The sequence below is a fragment of the Sutcliffiella cohnii genome (genome assembly GCF_002250055.1).
GTDB classification, from domain to species: Bacteria; Bacillota; Bacilli; order Bacillales; family Bacillaceae_I; genus Sutcliffiella; species Sutcliffiella cohnii.
Genome location: NZ_CP018866.1, coordinates 1091994 through 1111640 on the forward strand (window position 1 = coordinate 1091994; position 19647 = coordinate 1111640).

The window sequence follows — 19647 nt, forward strand, 5'->3', positions numbered from 1 at the left end:
CCTTTAATATTGCTAAACTACATGTGGCATTCTATTATAGATAACAGGAGGCGAACAACAATGAATAATTTTACATTTCAAAATGCAACGAAAATTATTTTTGGGAAAGACACAGAACAATTAGTTGGTAAAGAAACAGCTCTACATAGTAAAAAAGTTCTTCTACATTACGGTGGTGGAAGTATAAAACAAAGTGGTTTATATGATACAGTAGTCCAGTCGTTACAGGAAAACGGAGTAGAATTTGTTGAACTTGGTGGTGTAAAACCAAATCCACGAGTTAGTCTTGTTCGTGAGGGTGTAGCACTTTGTAAGGAACAGAACATAGACTTCATTCTAGCTGTAGGTGGAGGAAGTGTTATCGATTCTGCAAAGGGAATTGCCGCGGGTGCAAAATATGAGGGCGATGTATGGGATTTCTATACAGGTACACCAATTGAAACTTCGTTACCGATAGGAGTAGTACTAACGATCCCAGCTGCAGGTAGTGAATCGAGTGCTGGATCAGTTATTACAAACGAGGACGGGTGGTTAAAGCGAGACGCTCTTCATGATTCTTTAAGACCACAGTTTGCTATTTTAAATCCTGTACTGTCTTACACATTACCTGCCTATCAAACAGCATGTGGTATTACAGATATGATGTCTCATATTTTAGAAAGATATTTTACAACAGAAAAAAATGTAGATTTTACAGACCGTCTTTGTGAAGGCGCTTTAAAATCGATTATTCATAACGCACCTATCGTTTTAGAACAGCCAACAAATTATGATGCTAGAGCAGAAATTATGTGGGCTGGAACGATTGCACATAATGACTTATTAGGAACAGGTAGAACAGGAGATTGGGCAAGTCATAATATTGAACATGAAATAAGTGGCATATATGATATTGCACATGGTGCAGGACTTGCAATTATTTTCCCAGCATGGATGAAATATGTGTACAAGCATGATGTCCAACGCTTTGCACAATTTGCGAACAGAGTATGGAATGTAGAAATTGATTTAAACGATTTAGAAAGAACAGCTCTTGCTGGTATTAAGAAAACAGAGGAATTCTTCCAGTCCATCGGCATGCCAATTACACTTTCGGAAGCTAATATCGATGACCAATATTTCCGTGAAATGGCAAGAAAAGCAACAGAAAGATGGCCAATAGGTAATTTTGTAAAATTACATGAGGAAGACGTTTATAACATATATGTTTTAGCGAAATAATTGAAAGGTCAGGGTTATACCCCTGACCTTTTCCCTATATATAACCTCCGACTTTTTTCTTATTTGTTAGATTTTTGAAACCATTTGCTCCAGGCAGATGTATAGTTATATACAGTGAATAAGAGTTTAGGAGGCTAGTAGTATGAAAAGATTTTTTACCGTATTACTCATTATCTTTATTGTAGGGTGTTCAAACGATGCGGAAAATAATACGAACGACATAACGGCGAAAAATGATTCAGAGGAAGCAGTAACGGTAGATACAACAGAAACTGAGGAGAAGTCCAGTATTTTAGTGACGATAGATAGTGTTTCAACAGACGTTACAATTGAAAATATAAAGCAACAGTCTGCAGGAATTTTAACAGAAACTATTTCTTACGAGGAAGAAACGGAAAGAGTATTATGGGGACTAAGCGATTTAGATCCAGCGTTACATACAAAGATGGAAGCATCAATACTTGAGGTAGCAAACGAGACGGAGGATCCAAAAACACTTGTAAAGGCGCTCTTATATTATGTTGGAAGCCCAAGCTTTCAACAAATTGTAGAGGAGCTAGAAAACTACGAACCTAATTTCAATGAGCCATTACTTCCACGCCCAGAACGAGTTCAAGAAGGGGAAGTCGTAGAGGGTGAAAGTTACTCTTACATTTTATTAGATGCTAGTTCTAGTATGCTATTAGATTCGCAAGGTCGACAGAGAATGGACATTGCGAGAGAAGCGGTTGAAAGCTTTGCAAAAACAATTGGAGAAACTAGTCAAGTATCACTGGTAGCTTTCGGTCATAAAGGTGACCAAAGTAATGGTGGAAAAGAGCTTTCTTGTGCTGGTATTGAAGAAGTTTACCCTTTAGGCTCCTATGATGGTGAATCTTTTCATGAAGCTGTATCTTCTGTTGAAGCAAAAGGCTGGACACCGTTAGCAGCTGCCATTGAAAAAGCGAATGAGTTAAGCACTAAAGTAACCGGGAATATTACGATTTACATCGTTAGTGATGGAGTAGAAACGTGTGATGGAGACCCAGTAAAGGCAGCGAAATCGTTCGTTGAATCAAATAATGATGAAAATCGAACTGTTAATATCATTGGGTTCCAAGTCGATCAAGATGCAGAAAAGCAGCTTGCTGAAGTAGCAGATGCAGGGAACGGTAAGTACTTTTCCGCTAACAATGGAGAAGAGCTTTTATCGACGATTGAATATGAATGGCTACCATCGCTATTAGAATTAGCGTGGGCACCTATTAACTTAGCGCCAGACGGCTGGGAAGTTTTCCGTAAGGTAGAGGAAGTGAGTACACTTAGTAACCATTGGACAGCTGCGATTATGAGAGAAAACCATCGTCTTCGGACTGGTGTGAAAATATTAGAAAATGAAGGTAACATATCTAGCGAAATCATTGGTCAAGTGAACGAACTGCTTGATGCCCGTGAACAACAATTAAATTCCTTAAATGTGGAGCTTCGAGAAGAAAAAATAGCTATTATTAATGAAAAAGCTGCCGAAATAAGAGAAAGAGTGGAAGAATGGGTTCAAGAAATGCATGAGTTAAAAAAAGGGAATTAAGAAGGTGCTGTCCAAAAAGTAGTAGAGACTGACTTTTTGGGCCCTTTTTTATTTTAAAGAGGAACTGACTGTATAAAACTTGGAGTAGTGCAAAGGAACCGAAAAGTGGTGCATACGCTAGATCAAAGTGATGCAAACCTTCTCGTTTTTGGTGCATATCCAACGGTAAAGTCAGCATAAAACTTGGAGTGGTGCATCCAAACCGAAAAGTGGTGCAAACACTAGATCAAAGTGATGCAAACCTCATCATACCTGGTGCATATACCATCGAAAAGTCAGCATATAAAGGGCAGTATTGGACAAGCCCTTTGCTATTTGCGATAATCCTTCTAGTTATCTGTTTGAACAAAAATGTAGTACACTAGGGAAGAAAGTAATTATTGGTATAAAGTAAGATTGGAGTAGGAAGATGACGATGACAATTGGTCCTAGAATTATAAAAACGGGATTAGCAGTAATGTTAGCACTATACATCTGTATTATTTTAGGGCTAGAACCTGCTGCATTTGCAGGGGTAGCAGCAACGCTTACAGTGCAACCTTCCATATATAGAACGTGGAGACAAATGTTAGATCAAGTTTTAACGAATACGATAGGTGCAGCTATTGCATTGTTTTCTATATTTTATCTCGGGGATAGTCCAATCATTATAGGTATCGTTATTATGATTGTCATATCTGTAAGTTTAAAACTTAAAATGGAAAATACTATTCCATTAACACTCGTGACTGTTTTAGCTATTATGAGTGCTTCGGGAAATGAAGATATTTTATTTACTCTAAATAGATTTCTTACCATATTAATTGGAATTGGTTCGGCAATGATCATAAATATCGTTATTTTGCCTCCAAAATATAAGAAAGCTTATATAAAAAATGTAAACTCTACCTTTCAAAAGCTTTCATTATTATTACGTACAGTTATCTCTAATGAGATGACAAAAACTACATTCGAAGAAGAAAAAAAGAGTTTAAAAAAGGATCTTGAAAAACTAGAAGGACAGTTTAAAGTGTTTGATGAGGAAAGAGGAAAGATTGGGAAGTTAAATCAAACGAATGCAAGAGAAGTTGTCATTTTTAAACAAATGTTAAAAACATTACAACAAGGTGAATTGTTATTAGAAAACATTGAAGAGCATTACTTTCAAAGTAAGACGAAGGAAGAAGAGGACAAATTATTCGATTCCCATATTGAAGAATTAATTAAGTCCCATGAATTTATATTGTTAAAATATGAAGGAAAAATGAAAGAACATGATCACGGAATGAATGAAATAATAGAAGAAAGTGGCGAATTCTTTGAACGTGTTCATCAAATATATAGTCAAGATAAAGATCAAAAATTGCGACTTATGATTATTACTTCCTCGGTAGTCGATTATACGTTTCAGTTACACAGATTGAATAAGCTAATTAGAAAAACATAAACAACAAAAAGGGTCAGTGTTAGTGCTGACCCCTTTTTTATGTATCTCCTTGCAACACTTTTAAGTACTCCTCGTGGGTTGGAACAGTATTTGTATCGATACATCTTTCAATCATTTGCCGGATTCTTACGTTTTGTTGAAATAATTGTTCATTCACTTCTGTTAAATAATTTAACTTCGTTTCATTACCAAAGCCTTCAGTTTGTGAAACTATTTTTGTTCGCTGTTCTAATTGATCTATCTCCAACTGTAACTGGCGGAGTTCTGCTTTTATTGTCTCGTCCGCCCGTGTTAATTCCTCCACTTTTAGTGCTAAATCGTTTACATCTAGTCCCATTTCATACCACCTCAACTATCTTTTAAGAGTGAATGTATTAGTATCGTATGAAGTAATAGCAATTATTATGAAATGTTATTTTCGTAATGTGTTCACGCCTAATGTACTTAAACCGTTATGTGAAACAGAGAAGTTTGCAGTATGAGTCCAATAAAATTCCGTTGCATTATGCGTTGCCTAAGGATATCAGTTTGGCACATCAGTAGATTATAGGCTTAGGCTTACACCCGTATATTGAACCCAATATATTACAATTTCATATGCTACATTAGGACACTTAGGGAGTGATCATATGAATGAAGGGAAATCTTTTATAAAACAAAGCAAAATGAATAACACCGTTAAAATAGGACCTGAATATGTGCGTGTAAAAACTGATTCACATAAAAGACAGAAGGGGAAAGAAGTAATAGTCGAAGGAATTGTTTGTCATGTAGGAATTGATTTTGTAGATATATTACTAGACGACGATCATACTGTAACATTGCTTACAGAGTATATAAAACAAGTCGAATGGAACGATAAACACGTAAGAAATGTAAATAAGTGCAAGCATAGTGGCGACTGTCGCTGTATTATCTTTGAAAGTTTAAAGGATAGGCATAACAATAAAAGAAATAATAAAACATGTTTTACGTGTAATAATAGTCCGTGTAATTGTAATATAAATAAAAATTCTCGAAAAATGGAACATAAAAATAGAGAAAGGGAGTCAAAAGAGAAAAATAACTGTCCGGAATGCCACAGTAAAATAAATTGTCATCCAAAGTATACTTGTTACTGTGATTATCCAATCCCGTTTTGTGATGATAGGATAGAATTGAGGTTGGCAGGTTTAACTCATAATGTCAATTTCGAATTGCTACAAAAGAAAGGCTACCACGGAAAATTTTTATTAGAAGGATATAATCTTTGTTGTTAGATCAACTTAGAATAAGCCTTAATATATCCTCTAATAATATATCGTGAGGGGATATCAAGTTTACAGTTGTGACGATTAAGGAATGAACAAATAAGCCTTCAGAAGAGAAGGCTTATTTGTTTCGTTTAAGAGAATCGTAGTATTGTAAATTGTCTTTACCAAGTTTCTCTCTTTCGATCTCCAAATAGCATAGCTCATCAAAATCAACGTCAACAACTTTTTCACTAATATCTAATTCAATTCTATGAGGATTTACCTTATATAGTTTTCCTTCTTGTTCTTTTTCAATATTTTCTGCCCTCACGTATACAAAACAGCCGATATAGCTTTCAATCAATTGGTAGAGCTTCAATCCGAAAAACAAATTCAATAAAAACGGACTTTTAGATACTACTTCTCCAAAGTGGAGCATGAGAGAATATCTTAAACGTGAATCAATATTAATTAACTCGTTACTTAATTGGCGAGAGGTTATTTCTGTATCTATATGTTTTACAAGTAGTATTCGTTGAAACGGAATGAAAACAACGTTTTTTACTTCTGTTTCTAAAATAATGAAATCTAAGCCTGCATCTATCATTTTACCTTGGATAGGTTCAATACAGTTTTCTTTACACTTGAGTTTTACTAACACGTAACTATTACTAAGTTTTTTAAATTCTTCTTGAATCGACCGTAGGTTTTCGGAACCTCTATCAGACGCTAATGATAATAAAAGCTCATTTGCTCTTTCGATACATTCGGTTAATTCAGCTAGCTCTTCCGAAGAAAAAGATGAAGTTGGAGAAGGAATCATAGGCTGAATAATTCTTTCTGGACATTTGCAGTTCGAGCAATAGTAATGTTCAGTAAATAACGAATCGCATTTTAGACATTTAAACGAGTTATCACTGTTAAGATGCTTAACAGAATTAATCTGTTTGATTGGTTTCACCCCCCTCTATAGATATATACCTATTATATGGAAACGAATGGTTTTTCGTATGGGCATTTGCAAAACAGACGATTTTATAAATTTGTATTAAACCTAATAGTGAATAATGGCAAGCATTTCCATCATAGAGTTGAATGATGACTATGAAGAGGTGAACAAAATGGGGACACAATTGCTTGGCTATTTGTTATTAGGAAATGTGTTAATTCTTTCATTAATATATATTTATATTTTCAAGATTCGTAAGTTAATTGGGTTTCAATTGGGAATGAGTATATCGAGTGTTTCAGGGGGATTAATAGGAATTATTACAGGAGTAATATTAATTTACCAATTTCCATTAAAGTTTGTCACTGTAACAATCATAACTACTCTAATGAGTATGTTTGTAGGCGCAATTTTCGGTGCATTATTCGACTACCAAACGTTGCTAGTAGGCTACGGTAATGGGGTGATGACCGGGATAATGGCACCTATGATAGGGGCAGCTGCAAAGGGGAGTTTGCCGTTTCTATTATTTTTAGAAGGTGTTTTTTTATTTACCCTTATATTACTTATTATCTCTGCAAAGAGGACGTAGCTTAAAAAGGATGTGTCCTGTATGTATTGGATATGGTTTTTCATCTTTTTAAACTGTTTGGTGGCATTAATTACGTATCGAATACTCTTTAGGAAAAGGAGATTGTTTAGTGAGCGTTACGGGATGATCATCGCAATGACTTGTAGTGGTGTAATAAGCTTAATTATTTCTATGTTAGTACAATTTACGATGGAAGTACAAATCGCTACTTTCTTAACTGTAATATGTTGTGTCATTGTAGGGGCCTTTTTCGGTGCACTTGTGACATTCCAATCGATCTTGGCAGGAGTATTAAACGGAATTGTAGGTAGTTTAATGGGTAATATGCTCGGTGCTGTCGTGAAGGATCCTACTATTTGTAGTTTACCAGTTTCTTACCTTAATACGGTAGAAGAAAATATGTTAATTTTCGGTGTTTTTGGCACTCTCTTAACTTGTATTACAATGTCTTTAGTTTATTTTTCTTTAAAAGTATAACATTATCCGTCCATAAGGAGGACTATGGATGACAGAATATGAAAAGGTACAGCAATCTAAAAAAAGGCTGCTTTTAAATGAGTATCAAACTAAACTGTGGAACCGAATAGAGTCAGAAGAGAAAAAAAACGACACGGTAAATAATTTCTATATGAAAAATGGAGATGGGTTAACTTCACCCACCTCACCTAATACAACGGAAGAACTGCGATTAATGATGGAATATATTGATCGAGCTAACATCTTCCATCTTTCAAATCAAAACGCAGGTAGAGGGAGGTTACTAAAATTACGTAAGTTTTTTAAATCAAAAAGAAATCAGCAAGTAGAAATATTTATTAACAGTGATGAAGAACCAATTTATAAAGAAGGAAAAGTCAGTGCAGTAGGACGTGATTTTGTCATGCTCACTAATTTAAAAGATAGAATATGGATCGGTTACGATACTATTGAATCGGCCAATATTCCATTTGGCATTCCGAATTACTCCAATACACATCAGCATTATTTATTTGATAATAATTTAAGAAAAAAATTACTTTATCATTTTGGTGAAACGATATCAAAGCGTGATACGTTAAAACAATTGTTTTTCGAAGAAACGTTACAAACAAATTTGCAATCTTGGAAAGATACGTGGGTTACAGTTTACCTCCGAGATCAGACAAAAAAGGTAGGTAAAATCGTGAATAGCCAAGAAGGGAAAATATTAATTACATTTTTTGGAGAGAGCGTTCATATCCATTTAAAAGAAGTGAAGTTTATTGAAACAATTCGATTACTTTCATTAATTAACGTAACTATACAGACAATTATGAAAAAAAGTTAACGAAAGGGTGATGACCGAGTGTCTCAAAAAAAGAAAGAAAATAAGAAGGAAGAGAGAAAAAAAGATAAGGATGTGCACTTTAAAAACGAAATAACGGTAAATATTGAAAATATAAATGATCCATTAGTCGAAACGCTGCAAAACTTATTAGGAGAAAGTATTTTAATAGTAACCTCATCCGATCAACTTAACTTATTTGGGCAAACATTCCGTCCTGTCTTTTGTGGCACCATTATGAATGTATCTCAAGGAGATGTAACGTTATTTCCAGTCAATATAAAAATGATTAACGCACCATTTTTTCAGTTTCCCACACCATTAAATATCCCACTAGAAAAGATAGCTCACTTTACTCCAAATTTTGATTGTAATCAACGAATTCCGTTAACATAACATTCCTGATTTTTTATAAAAGGGGGCAATGAAAAGTGAAAGAACAACCTTCATTTACGGAAATTACACTGCCATCAATAAACGATGTACATGACGAAGCATTAATAAATGAATTTACAAATGGGATAGGTAAAAAAGTATTCATTTTAACTCCTTCTTTTCCGTTTGTATTTATCGGAAAAATAGAAGATGTTGTTGCCGATAGTGTAGTCGTAAATACAGAAGTAACGACGATAGGAGAACTTGAAAATCGAAAGTGGTTTGTCCATATTCACCAAATTGAAGTGTTTTATATTGAGCAAAAAGGAATGCCTAGAATACCAGAATTGAAAGATGATCTATAGGAAGAGGGAGGACTTATGAAACGAGAATTCCATGTTGTGGCAATCCCAATTCGTATCGTCCTAAATAATTTTGGTGATTATAATGAAACTGGTATGATGTACGTTTTAAAAGAAAATGAAGAAAAAGTAAAAAAATTAGTAGAAAAAAATCCATTTACACCTGTTGATTTAGTGCAACCTCTCGTAATACGAGCAAATCAAGGAGATACGGTTGATATACTATTTGAAAACAAAATCAAATATGCAACTGGTATGCATTTTCATGAGGCGGACTATAATGTTTTAGATTCAGATGGAGCGAATGTAGGCTATAATCCTAGTACATTAGCAGAACCAGGTGAAAAGATTCTGTATCGCTTGAAGTTTAATCATGAAGGTGTGGCACTATTTTCAGACTTAGGAAACCCTGATAGTAGTGATGAGGGAACTAGTATTAATGGCTTATTCGGTTGTTTGTTTATTCAGAAAAGAGGGTCTTGGTGGACAGATCCAGAAACCGGAGGACCTATTAAAAGTGGGATGAATGCTGATATTCATCATCCGTTTGCTCCATCATTTCGTGAATATGGTTTTATTTTTCATGATGAAATGTCCACAAAAGATATGACTGGTAATCGACCGTTAGACCCGGTTACAAATCAAGAAAGAGAATCCACCCATGCTATCAACTACCGTTATGAACCGATGCAAAATAGACAAAAATTAATTGAAGAGGGAGTCGTTTGTCCAGAATGTGAAGGGGAAGAAGTGCATCATGACTCTTGGGTTTTTGGAGACCCGGCAACACCAATCTTCCGTGGTTATCGTGGGGACCCAGTAAAGTTTAGACTCGTCCATGCTGGTGTAAAAGAAACACACGTATTTCATTACCATAGTCATAGTTTTTTTAGAGACCCTTTGAATACAGATTCTGACGTGTTTGATGCGATATCTGTAAGTCCCCAATCATGGTATACGATTGACACACTATATGGATTAGGGTCCTTAGTAGGGGCTTTCGGAGACTTTATTCTACATTGCCACTTGTATCCTCATTTCGGAGTGGGGATGTGGGCTATAAATAGAGTATTTGATACACTTCAAGATGGCAGCCAATGTTACCCAAATGGGGTTCCGATCAAACCATTGCAACCACTACCTGACCGACCTTGTCCACCGAAACCAACGAAAGAAAAGCCAGGTTTTCCTAACTTTATTCCTGGTAAAGTTGGTTGTAAAGCTCCACGTCCACCGTTAAGTATAGTAGGTGGAAGAGGGCTAACAGAGCTGGAGAGAAATGCAGCTGTACCAAATGCAAGGCCAGGTGCTGTATTTACGGATCCATGTATTATTGAAGAAAATCCTGCAGTTCAAGAAATGAATGTTTCACTTATTGAGCTCCCTATCGTTTATAATCGGCAAGGATGGAACGATCCAAAAGGTAGGATTTATGTACGTGATGAGGATTTAGAAGATGTATTATCAGGGAAAAAACAACCGGAACCTCTAGTTATTCATATGAACGCTGGTACATGTTTATCAGTGAATTTTACTAATCGTCTACCTGAAATAGCCGGGGGAGATGCATTCCAGTTAGTGACTAGAACATATGAATCTTCTTTTCACGTTCATTTTGTAAAATTTGACGTGTTAGTTAGTGACGGCTCTAACGTAGGTTGGAACTATGACTCTAGTGTTCTTCCAGGTGAAACGATTACTTACGAATACTTTGCAGATGTTGAACTAAAGGCATGGTTTTTTCATGACCATCTATATGCAAGCTATCATCAACAACATGGAGTCTTTGGCTCAACCGTTGTTCATGGAAGATTTTCAAAAGTTCTTGATTCTAAGAGTGGGGATGAGGTAGAAGTAGGTGCCCAAGTTACAGTCACTCATCCTTTAATTCCTGATTATAGAGATTTTGTATTAATGGTGCAAGATTTTGCGCTTTTATTCGACGAAAAAGGTCTTCCATTAAATCCACCAGAATTTCCCGGCTCTCAAGATGATCCAGGTGTGTTTGGGGTTAACTACAGAAATGAACCATTACAGTTCCGTTTAGGAGAGGATTGTGACCCTGCGTATTCCTTTAGTTCCTACGTAAAAGATGATCCAATTACACCGATATTGCACTGTTACGAAGGAGACCCTATTAGAATACGTATTCTTCAAGGTGCACAGGAAGAATCACATAGCTTTAATGTTCACGGTTTAAGGTGGAAAAAGGAACGGCCTGATGTTGAGACGGAATTCCAGGCACAAGAGCATATAGGTATTTCAGAATCTTTTACTTTTGAAATGGAAGTTCCAAACTCTGGAGACTATTTATGGACATTTGAAACAGAAGAGGATCTTTGGAACGGTTGCTGGGGGTTAATTAGAGCTTATGATGAAGAGGTGGATTTTTTAATACCGTTAGAAGATCGCCCGAGTCCACCGGAACGAACGAAGCCGTTGCCTACTTTTACAGGAAAACCACCTAAACGTGCAGAGAAAATAGAGGTTTTTGCACCTGAAAATGCACCAGTAAAAGTTTTTGACATTGTCGCATTTCACACACCTATACAATATAGCAAGTGGGGAGAAAACGACCCTTTTGGTATTATATTTGCCTTGAAGGAAGATATGCAAGATATTCTAGCGGGCAAAAAAAAGCCAAAACCTTTAATTTTACGGGCAAATCAAGGTGACGTAGTAGAAGTTAATTTAACAAGTTATTTAGAGCGTGGTAACTTTCCGTTTCCTGATGGAATATGGCCATATCCACCTGTAAAAGAACAAGCGTTTTATCCGCCGTCATTAAGAATTTCTTTGCATCCACAGCTCATCCAGTATGACGTCAAAACTTCAGCTGGTGAAACGGTGGGCTTTAATCCAGACCAAACAGCTGGTCCAGGTGAAACAGTAACCTATAAATGGTATGTTGATTTACCTGTTGGTGCTTGTGGTATGTGGGATATGGCAGACATTAGAAACCATCGTTCTTTAGGTACATTTGGGACGTTTATCGCTGAACCGAGAGGAACGAAATTATTAAACGCAAGTACTCGAAAGCCTGCTGTTATAACAAACGAAAATATTATACTGCAGCATCCATTTTTACCAGAAATACGTGAATATACCCTCATTATGTATGATGGAGCTAGACTTGAAGATAAGCGAGGAAAAGTAATCATCGATCCTATTGATGGTATTTTAACTGGGGTTGATCCAGATGATCTAGGTGACATCGTTGATACGTATGACAACGGATCAAGAGGCTTTAACTATAGAACGGAGCGATTAATAAATCGTTATAAACGAAACCAAGTGTTCAAACATTTATTTAGCTCTCTTGTACATGGTGACCCATCAACGCCATTATTAGAGGCGTATGTTGGTGATCCTATAACAATAAGATTGGTAAACCCTTCAGAAAGAAGGCGAGCTCATACTTTTCACCTACATGGGCATTATTGGAATACAGATGATAAAGATATATTTGCTCAAATAAAATCAATTGAAGATCATATTGTCCTAGGATATGCAAGAGATTTAGGAGTACATTATGGGGCTGGCGGCTTTTATAACCTACCTGGTGATTACATGTACCGGTCAGGTAATATTCGGTGGGATCTTGAACAAGGAATGTGGGGGATATTACGAGTTCATAGTGAAAAACAAAAGCATTTAGCAGAATTAAAAAAGATAAAAAAGAAGTAAATGTCTTTTAAATTGTTAAAAGGTGTGAAAAATCTTGAAAAAGGCATTTTGGGGAGTTTTCCTATTAGTAAGCTTTGCAGGGTTTTTGACTATTTATTTTATTTGGCCAAAAGGGGAAGATTTGCCGGTATTAGATAAAGTGAAAAACTTCCAATTAGAAGATGTTCATAGTGAAATCTATGATATTAATAATAATAAAGTGAAATTAGTAGCATTCTTTTATACGAACTGTCCAGATGTATGTCCTTTAACGATGGTTGACTTTAAAGTACTGCAGGAAAGATTAAAAGAATCAGGGTTATTTGGAGAAAAAGTACATTTAGTAGCTATCACATTAGATCCTGAATACGATACAGCAGAAGTGCTACAACATTATGCAAGTGCATTTGAAGCAGATTCAATTGGTTGGAAATGGCTGAGAGGAACATCAGAGGAAACATCAGCAATTGCGAAGGATTTCAATATGCAGTATGCAAAGTTGGAAAATGACTTTTTTTTGCATTCTATTACGATGTATTTATTAGATAAAAACAACAACGTCCGTGCACTTTATGATATGGCAAGTGTGAAAAATTCAGTAGATACTGAGGAAATATTAGATGATATGAAGATATTAGTAGGTGGTACGAGGTGAAAGACCAGAATATTCTCCTCATACCTTTTTCGGGGAGGAGTACTTTTGAATTTATCAAAACCGTATTTAACAACTCGAAGTTTACAACCTGAAAATCAAGAAACACCTATTCAATTCATAAAAAACAATATCATAAGTGAACGACTTTTCTTTAGAAGAAATCATTTTTCGTACCCAAACTTAACGTACTCAAGCTACTGGTTACCTGTCAATGGGCACGTAAGAAACCCCCAATTGTTTTCATTACAAAACATTATGAGCTTACCATCAAAAGCGTTAACGGTAGTACTCGAATGTGCTGGTAATAAGCGAAGTTTCTTTGAACCAAAAGTGTTTGGAGAACAATGGGAAAAGGGAGCGATTAGTCAAGGGGTATGGAAAGGAGTACCTCTAAAAACGCTTCTACAGTTAGCTCATATAAAAGAAGGAGCGTTAGAAGTAGTCGTAGAAGGATATGATGTTGGAAAAAGAACAGACACGGATAAAGTGTACAGTTATGCTAGAAGCTTACCTATAGAGAAAGCCCTTCATGAAGACACACTTGTTGCGTATGAATATAATGGTGGGCCAATACCATTTAAGCACGGATTTCCGTTACGATTAATAGTGCCACAATGGTATGGGATGGCATCAGTAAAATGGGTAAAACAAATAACGATCGTAAATCGAGCATTTTCCGGCCCTTTTCAAACGGTCGACTATGTTTACTATCCGAAAAAAGATAGTGATGAAGGGGCAACACCGGTCACAACGATGAGGGTGAACTCTAGCATCAAAAAGCCGTTAGATAGAGAGATACTTACGACCGGTGTACATGAAATAAATGGAATAGCATGGACGGGAAAAGGGCTAATTGTGAAGGTGGAAATTAGTACGGATAGTGGGCAAACGTGGACGGAGGTAAAGCTGAGGAATAAAGATCAATATAGCTGGATAGACTGGTCGTACGACTGGGAAGTAGCTGAAAAAGGAGAATACACGATATTGTCAAAAGCAACTGACTCGCACGGTAGAGTTCAACGAAAAGAACCATACTGGAATAGAAAAGGATATGGATATAATGGGATTGACCGTATTAAAGTGAAAGTTGAATAAAGAGAAATCTGTATGAGAAAAATTACTTTGACAATTTTATTTATATACTATAAATTGGTAGTAACGAAATGAACGAAAGGGTGACCCAACTAAATGAAGTTCTAATCCTATTTTATGAAAGTAACCAATTGAAGGAATTAATTGCAAAGGAACATTTTGTTTTCTTTGTCATGCCTTCAAACGGGATTTTCAGGATAGGATAGGATTTCGATAGTTGACGAGTGTAAGGGGAGTAGTCTCTTTATGCTACCCATCTATACGTATGCCTCCTATTCTGAATATGAATAGGGGGCATTTTTTGTCCCCACAATTCGAATGGAAAATGGGGATGATTGTATGTTTTTATTGGAAGCATTAAACATTAAACACTATGTAAAAAATCGATTGTTATTAGATATTGAGCATTTGCAAATTTATAAAAATGATCGAATTGGTTTAGTTGGTCGTAACGGTTGTGGAAAAACAACATTGTTAGACATACTAGCTGGAGCGACTAAACCTGATGATGGGTACATTATTCCACACACTTCCGTTGAGTTGTTGCCACAGCTGAAAAGAGCGGACACGACAAAGAGCGGTGGTGAAGTTACGCAAGAATATATTAATCAAGCACTAATTAAATCACCAGAACTATTATTTGCGGACGAACCGACAACTAATTTGGATACGGAACATATAGAATGGTTAGAAAAGAAATTAATGCAATGGAAGGGTGCTTTCATTACCGTATCTCATGACCGTGCTTTTCTAGATGCGCTATGTACGACAATTTGGGAAATCGAAGCAGGAAGTGTAAAAGTATATAAGGGTAACTACAGCGATTATGAGCAACAGAAAGAATTAGAAAAGCGTCAAAGAATACAAGCGTTCGAGCAATATGAGTCAAAGAAAAAGCAGTTAGAAGATGCGTTGAAATTAAAAGAGAAAAAGGCGGAGAAAGCTACAAAAACTCCGAAGAAAGTAAGTAAATCAGAAGCAAGTATTACTGGTGCAAAGCCGTACTTTGCCAAAAAGCAAAAGAAGTTACAAAAAACAGCAAAAGCATTGGAAACGAGATTAGAAAAATTAGAAAAAGTGGAAAAGGTAAAAGAATTGCCACCGTTGAAAATGAATATACCAAACGAGGATACAATGAAAGGTCGCATTATATTACGGCTCGAAGAGGTAGAAGGTAGGATTGGTAATCGCCTTCTCTGGCATAAAACTAGCTTCCACATTCGTGGTGGGGAAAAGCTTGCAATTATTGGCCCAAATGGAAGCGGGAAAACGACACTTGTGAAAAAAATATTGGTTGAAGAAGAAGGAATTACGAAATCTCCGGCAATGAAAATAGGGTATTTTAGTCAAAACTTAAATATCGTCGATACCGAAAAGACGATATTACAAAATGTCCTATCTACTTCGAAACAGGACGAAACATTTATACGTACCGTACTGGCAAGACTGCACTTTTATCGAGATGACGTATATAAAAAAGTTGATGTGTTAAGTGGTGGGGAACGAGTAAAAGTGGCGCTTGCAAAATTATTTGTAAGTGATATTAATACGTTACTATTAGACGAACCAACCAATTTCCTTGATATAGAGGCCACAAGCGCACTGGAATCTTTGTTAAACGAATATGAAGGTACCGTCATTTTTGTTTCTCATGATCGTCGATTTATTGAAAACATTGCTACACGTATAGTTTCCATTCAAAACAAAGAACTAGAAGTATTTGATGGAACGTATCAACAATATATCAAGAGAAGGTATACGAACAACGAAAGTGTTAGTAGAAATGAAGAAGATCGGTTAATACTAGAAATGAAAATATCTGAAGTGTTGAGCAAGTTAAGTATGGAGCCAAATGAGGAACTAGAAAAACAATTTCAGTCACTTATGGAAAAAAGGCGGAAATGGAAATAATTAAACTTGGGTCAGAGCTTGCTTTGGCCCAAGGATACAACAGGTAAGGTTCAGATTTCAGAAGAAGAGGTGCCTATTGTTTTATAAAACGATAACTTCCAGTATTCACTATTCCGTAAACTCCTATCTGTTCATTTTTTCGGTTATAATAGGTATAGTCAGATTTTGAGTGCGATTTTTCTGTAATGAAAAATTTATAAATAGAAGTCAGATAAATACACATAAATGAGGTTAGTAAATGAAAGATAGAGGCTTTGTCCCGTTCGGTTTAAGTGAAGAAATTAATAGAGCACTAACGGTGTTAAAGTATGAGACACCAACAGAAGTTCAGACGAAGGTAATTCCTAGCGTATTAGAAGGTAATGACCTTGTCGTGAAGTCACAAACAGGTAGTGGTAAGACAGCTGCTTTTGCGATTCCGATTTGCGACCAAATTGCCTGGGAAGAAAAAAAGCCACAAGCATTAATATTAACACCAACACGTGAATTAGCTGTTCAAGTTCGGGAAGATGTAACGAATATCGGTAGATTTAAACGAATAAAAGCGCTGGCTGTATACGGAAAAGAACCGTTTGCGAAACAGAAAGAAGAGCTTAAACAAAAAACACACGTTGTAGTCGGAACGCCTGGACGTGTAATGGATCATATCGAAAGAGGAACGCTGCAGTTAGACGAAATAAAGTACCTCGTTATCGATGAAGCGGATGAAATGTTAAATATGGGGTTTATTGAAGAAGTAGAAGCAATTATTGAAAAGATTCCAACTACTAGAATTACAATGGTATTTTCGGCAACGTTACCAAAAAGTGTGGAAACTCTTTGCCACCAATATATGAACAATCCGATAAACATAGAAATTGCTTCTAGTGAAGTGACTACTACTACTATTGAGCACAAGCTAATCAATGTAAAAGAAGCAAACAAGCTAGCCCTTTTAATGGATGTAACGGTTGTAGAGAACCCAGATAGCTGTATCATTTTTTGTAATACGAAGGAAGCAGTAGATACTGTTTTTACGGAGCTTCAAAAAAATAATTATCCATGTGAAAAGCTTCATGGTGGACTAGAACAAGAAGATCGCTTCGCCGTTATGAATGGATTTAAAACAGGAGAGTTTCGATACTTAGTAGCAACCGATGTAGCAGCTCGTGGAATTGATATTGATAATGTCACTCTTGTCATTAACTTTGACGTCCCAATGGAAAAAGAAAGCTATGTTCATCGCACTGGGCGGACGGGTCGCGCAGGAAATAAAGGAAAAGCGATTACGTTATTTTTACCTTATGAAGAAAAATACGTAAAAGCAATTGAAAAGTATATCGGTTTTGAAATAGAAACGATAGATGCACCAGATACAAGGCACGTTCAACAAGGACAAGCTGCTTTTGAAGAAAAGAAAAGTGGTCGCCGGGTAGTAAAAAACAATAAAACGGCCCGTATTAATAAAGATATAACGAAGCTACATTTTTCTGGTGGAAAAAAGAAAAAGCTACGAGCGGTCGATTTTGTTGGTACGATTGCAAAAATTCCAGGAGTCACAGCTGAAGACATAGGCATCATTACGATTCAAGACAATTTAACCTATGTAGACATTTTAAACGGTAAAGGCTCCCTCGTTATGCAAGCGATGCAGGATTTAAAAGTGAAAGGCAAAAAGCTGAAAGTTAGCAAGGCACTTAAGTAACAAAGAAAGGGGGTCAGAGCTAGCTCTGACTCCCATTAACTTGACCTCCATTAAGTGAAGCCCTTTTAAATAGTCTTTCATAAACCATTTGAAACCCATACAATACGAACATTTTAATCATGAATACTATTGATAATTGAAATTTGTTTAATCTTACTAGCGAAACATATCCGATTTTTTTAAACCAGTCCAACATGAAAAACGTAAAAACGGAATCGATAATTAAATTGACGATTAAATATGTATTAAATTTTCCATACGTGTATTTTAAAATCCATATAGCACCGACGAAGAAAGGTCCAAAAATTAATGGCCATTCCGCTAATTGATTAGGCTTTACGTTGTAATGGAACCACCACCATCTTCTTTTCTCTGCGAGTCTTCCTTCTGTAATTAAATAAAGGCTCATAAATATCGTTCCTGGAAGAAATCGTTTGAAAGTTTTCATGCCTAAAAGTGGTATGCTTAACCACGGTAAAAGAGTCATTAAAATGATGATGACTTTATTATAACGATACATTACCATTCACCCTCTAAAAGTTCGTATAAGCATAATTTCCCTTATTATTGAAAATTTATGTAACTACCTATGAATGGAGTTTAGATGTTAGTCTTGTTTTAAAAAAAGGTCGATATTTTCCCTTTTTAAGCAGTAATAGTTCATTACTATTACCTACTGCAATAAACATAAGAGTAGGAGCTAAAAAGGGGGAATAATAATGATTTCAATATGGGAAGAGCACTTGTTTTGGCTAGAAGTTTTACAAGATCATGCATACTTTGTAAGAGATCATTTAGCGGTGACGGAAAAGGAATATATAGAAACAGCGCATCGTTACATCCAGCTTTTTCAAGATTTGTTAAATCAATTGAATCGCCTACGTCCAACAATCCAGTCACAAGATGCAGCTCAAGTGGAGTTTTCGAAGAGTGCGTTGACGGTTGCACAAGGTTATTATGAGTTCGAAGGAGCACTGCAATCATTACGAATTGATAATAAAGTAAACTTAAACCTATCTCCAACTTATTTGAACGGTACACTAGCTGAAAACCGGGAATATTTGAGAATACTCTCTTACCTCGTGAAAGGAAAGGTACCTTCACCTCTTCCTCTAGTAGATTTAATGGATCTATGGCTGGAGGATCAATTAGGTCATGCCGTACTATTCCAAAATATGCTCGACCCAATTGAGATTGGTGCATCAAGGCAAGCAGATGTTTATATAAGTAATTATCAAGCGTTTATTGTCCAAAATCACCACATAAAAGGTTATTTAAAATTTAAACAACCTGGCTTTGCAAGACAGAAAGAGTTTGCTTCAACAGTCGGAAGAGTAACTCTTGAAATGAGTCAGTTTGTTTTTACGATGGTTCATAAATATAGGGAGAACAAGCTTTTAAATAAAACTACTTTACGTTTTTTAGAACACCATTTTCCTGAAACATGTTATTTTATAAAGAAATTAAGTTATTATGCCCCTGAACTTCAACAAGAGGCAAGTCAATGTTCGTTAAGAAGAGCATCTTATTTATAGTGATTAGAAAGGCCCGTGCAATTTCCATTTAATAAATTATTGGAATTGAGTTTTTTATGGTAGTATGAATAGAAAAG

18 protein-coding genes are annotated in these 19647 nt (G+C 35.9%); 15 read left to right on the plus strand and 3 right to left on the minus strand.

The features are described 5' to 3' along the window. The first annotated feature begins 60 nt into the window (after positions 1 to 60). The 3 genes from BC6307_RS05340 (at position 61) to BC6307_RS05350 (ending at position 4214) form a co-directional block, all read left to right on the plus strand. Positions 61 to 1221, plus strand: a complete 1161-nt coding sequence (locus BC6307_RS05340; RefSeq protein WP_066412045.1) for an iron-containing alcohol dehydrogenase — start codon at positions 61 to 63, stop codon at positions 1219 to 1221. Positions 1222 to 1363: 142 nt separating this feature from the next. Beyond that, positions 1364 to 2788 (plus strand): vWA domain-containing protein, encoded by a 1425-nt coding sequence (locus BC6307_RS05345; protein WP_066412043.1) that lies wholly within the window; start codon positions 1364 to 1366, stop codon positions 2786 to 2788. 409 nt (positions 2789 to 3197) lie between these two features. After that, positions 3198 to 4214, plus strand: coding sequence for an FUSC family protein (locus tag BC6307_RS05350; protein WP_235858050.1), 1017 nt, complete (start codon positions 3198 to 3200; stop codon positions 4212 to 4214). 37 nt (positions 4215 to 4251) lie between these two features. On the opposite strand, the gene BC6307_RS05355 is transcribed toward BC6307_RS05350, so the two are convergent. Continuing rightward, positions 4252 to 4551, minus strand: a complete 300-nt coding sequence (locus BC6307_RS05355; protein WP_066412035.1) for a hypothetical protein — start codon at positions 4549 to 4551, stop codon at positions 4252 to 4254. Between the two features lie 292 nt (positions 4552 to 4843). On the opposite strand from BC6307_RS05355, the gene BC6307_RS05360 reads away from it, so the two are divergent. Continuing rightward, positions 4844 to 5473 carry a hypothetical protein gene (locus BC6307_RS05360; RefSeq protein ID WP_066412033.1) on the plus strand — a complete coding sequence of 210 codons (630 nt, stop codon included), beginning with the start codon at positions 4844 to 4846 and terminating at the stop codon, positions 5471 to 5473. Positions 5474 to 5585: 112 nt separating this feature from the next. Here the strand turns inward: BC6307_RS05360 and BC6307_RS05365 are convergent, their stop codons facing one another. Then, a complete protein-coding gene (locus BC6307_RS05365) occupies positions 5586 to 6407 on the minus strand; it encodes a hypothetical protein (RefSeq protein WP_157076583.1) in 822 nt (273 codons plus the stop codon). A gap of 160 nt (positions 6408 to 6567) precedes the next feature. Between BC6307_RS05365 and BC6307_RS05370 the strand changes: the two genes are divergently transcribed. From BC6307_RS05370 to BC6307_RS05415, 10 genes are all read left to right on the plus strand, one after another. Beyond that, complete coding sequence (locus tag BC6307_RS05370) at positions 6568 to 6987, plus strand: hypothetical protein (RefSeq protein ID WP_066412029.1); 420 nt, start codon at positions 6568 to 6570, stop codon at positions 6985 to 6987. 21 nt (positions 6988 to 7008) lie between these two features. After that, positions 7009 to 7464, plus strand: coding sequence for a hypothetical protein (locus BC6307_RS05375; RefSeq protein ID WP_157076582.1), 456 nt, complete (start codon positions 7009 to 7011; stop codon positions 7462 to 7464). A 28-nt stretch (positions 7465 to 7492) separates the two neighbouring features. Continuing rightward, complete coding sequence (locus BC6307_RS05380; protein WP_066412024.1) at positions 7493 to 8293, plus strand: hypothetical protein; 801 nt, start codon at positions 7493 to 7495, stop codon at positions 8291 to 8293. An 18-nt stretch (positions 8294 to 8311) separates the two neighbouring features. Continuing rightward, the gene (locus BC6307_RS05385; protein ID WP_084380171.1) at positions 8312 to 8686 is read left to right on the plus strand and encodes a hypothetical protein; all 375 of its coding nucleotides are present in this window, start codon (positions 8312 to 8314) and stop codon (positions 8684 to 8686) included. 35 nt (positions 8687 to 8721) lie between these two features. Then, positions 8722 to 9030, plus strand: coding sequence for a hypothetical protein (locus BC6307_RS05390; protein ID WP_066412022.1), 309 nt, complete (start codon positions 8722 to 8724; stop codon positions 9028 to 9030). Positions 9031 to 9045: 15 nt separating this feature from the next. Next, positions 9046 to 12714 (plus strand): multicopper oxidase domain-containing protein, encoded by a 3669-nt coding sequence (locus tag BC6307_RS05395; protein WP_066412019.1) that lies wholly within the window; start codon positions 9046 to 9048, stop codon positions 12712 to 12714. Positions 12715 to 12748: 34 nt separating this feature from the next. Next, positions 12749 to 13348 (plus strand): SCO family protein, encoded by a 600-nt coding sequence (locus BC6307_RS05400; protein ID WP_084380169.1) that lies wholly within the window; start codon positions 12749 to 12751, stop codon positions 13346 to 13348. Positions 13349 to 13393: 45 nt separating this feature from the next. Continuing rightward, positions 13394 to 14443, plus strand: a complete 1050-nt coding sequence (locus BC6307_RS05405) for a sulfite oxidase (protein ID WP_066412016.1) — start codon at positions 13394 to 13396, stop codon at positions 14441 to 14443. A 336-nt stretch (positions 14444 to 14779) separates the two neighbouring features. Beyond that, the gene (locus BC6307_RS05410) at positions 14780 to 16351 is read left to right on the plus strand and encodes a Vga family ABC-F type ribosomal protection protein (RefSeq protein WP_066412230.1); all 1572 of its coding nucleotides are present in this window, start codon (positions 14780 to 14782) and stop codon (positions 16349 to 16351) included. 238 nt (positions 16352 to 16589) lie between these two features. Further along, entirely contained in the window at positions 16590 to 18035 is a 1446-nt protein-coding gene (locus BC6307_RS05415) for a DEAD/DEAH box helicase (RefSeq protein ID WP_066412015.1), read from the plus strand. Positions 18036 to 18054: 19 nt separating this feature from the next. Here BC6307_RS05415 and BC6307_RS05420 read toward each other — a convergent pair whose 3' ends face one another. Continuing rightward, the gene (locus BC6307_RS05420; protein WP_066412014.1) at positions 18055 to 18555 is read right to left on the minus strand and encodes a hypothetical protein; all 501 of its coding nucleotides are present in this window, start codon (positions 18553 to 18555) and stop codon (positions 18055 to 18057) included. A 199-nt stretch (positions 18556 to 18754) separates the two neighbouring features. Here BC6307_RS05420 and BC6307_RS05425 point away from each other — a divergent pair, with 199 nt between their 5' ends. Next, the gene (locus BC6307_RS05425) at positions 18755 to 19570 is read left to right on the plus strand and encodes a DUF2935 domain-containing protein (protein WP_066412013.1); all 816 of its coding nucleotides are present in this window, start codon (positions 18755 to 18757) and stop codon (positions 19568 to 19570) included. The last annotated feature ends 77 nt before the right edge of the window (positions 19571 to 19647 follow it).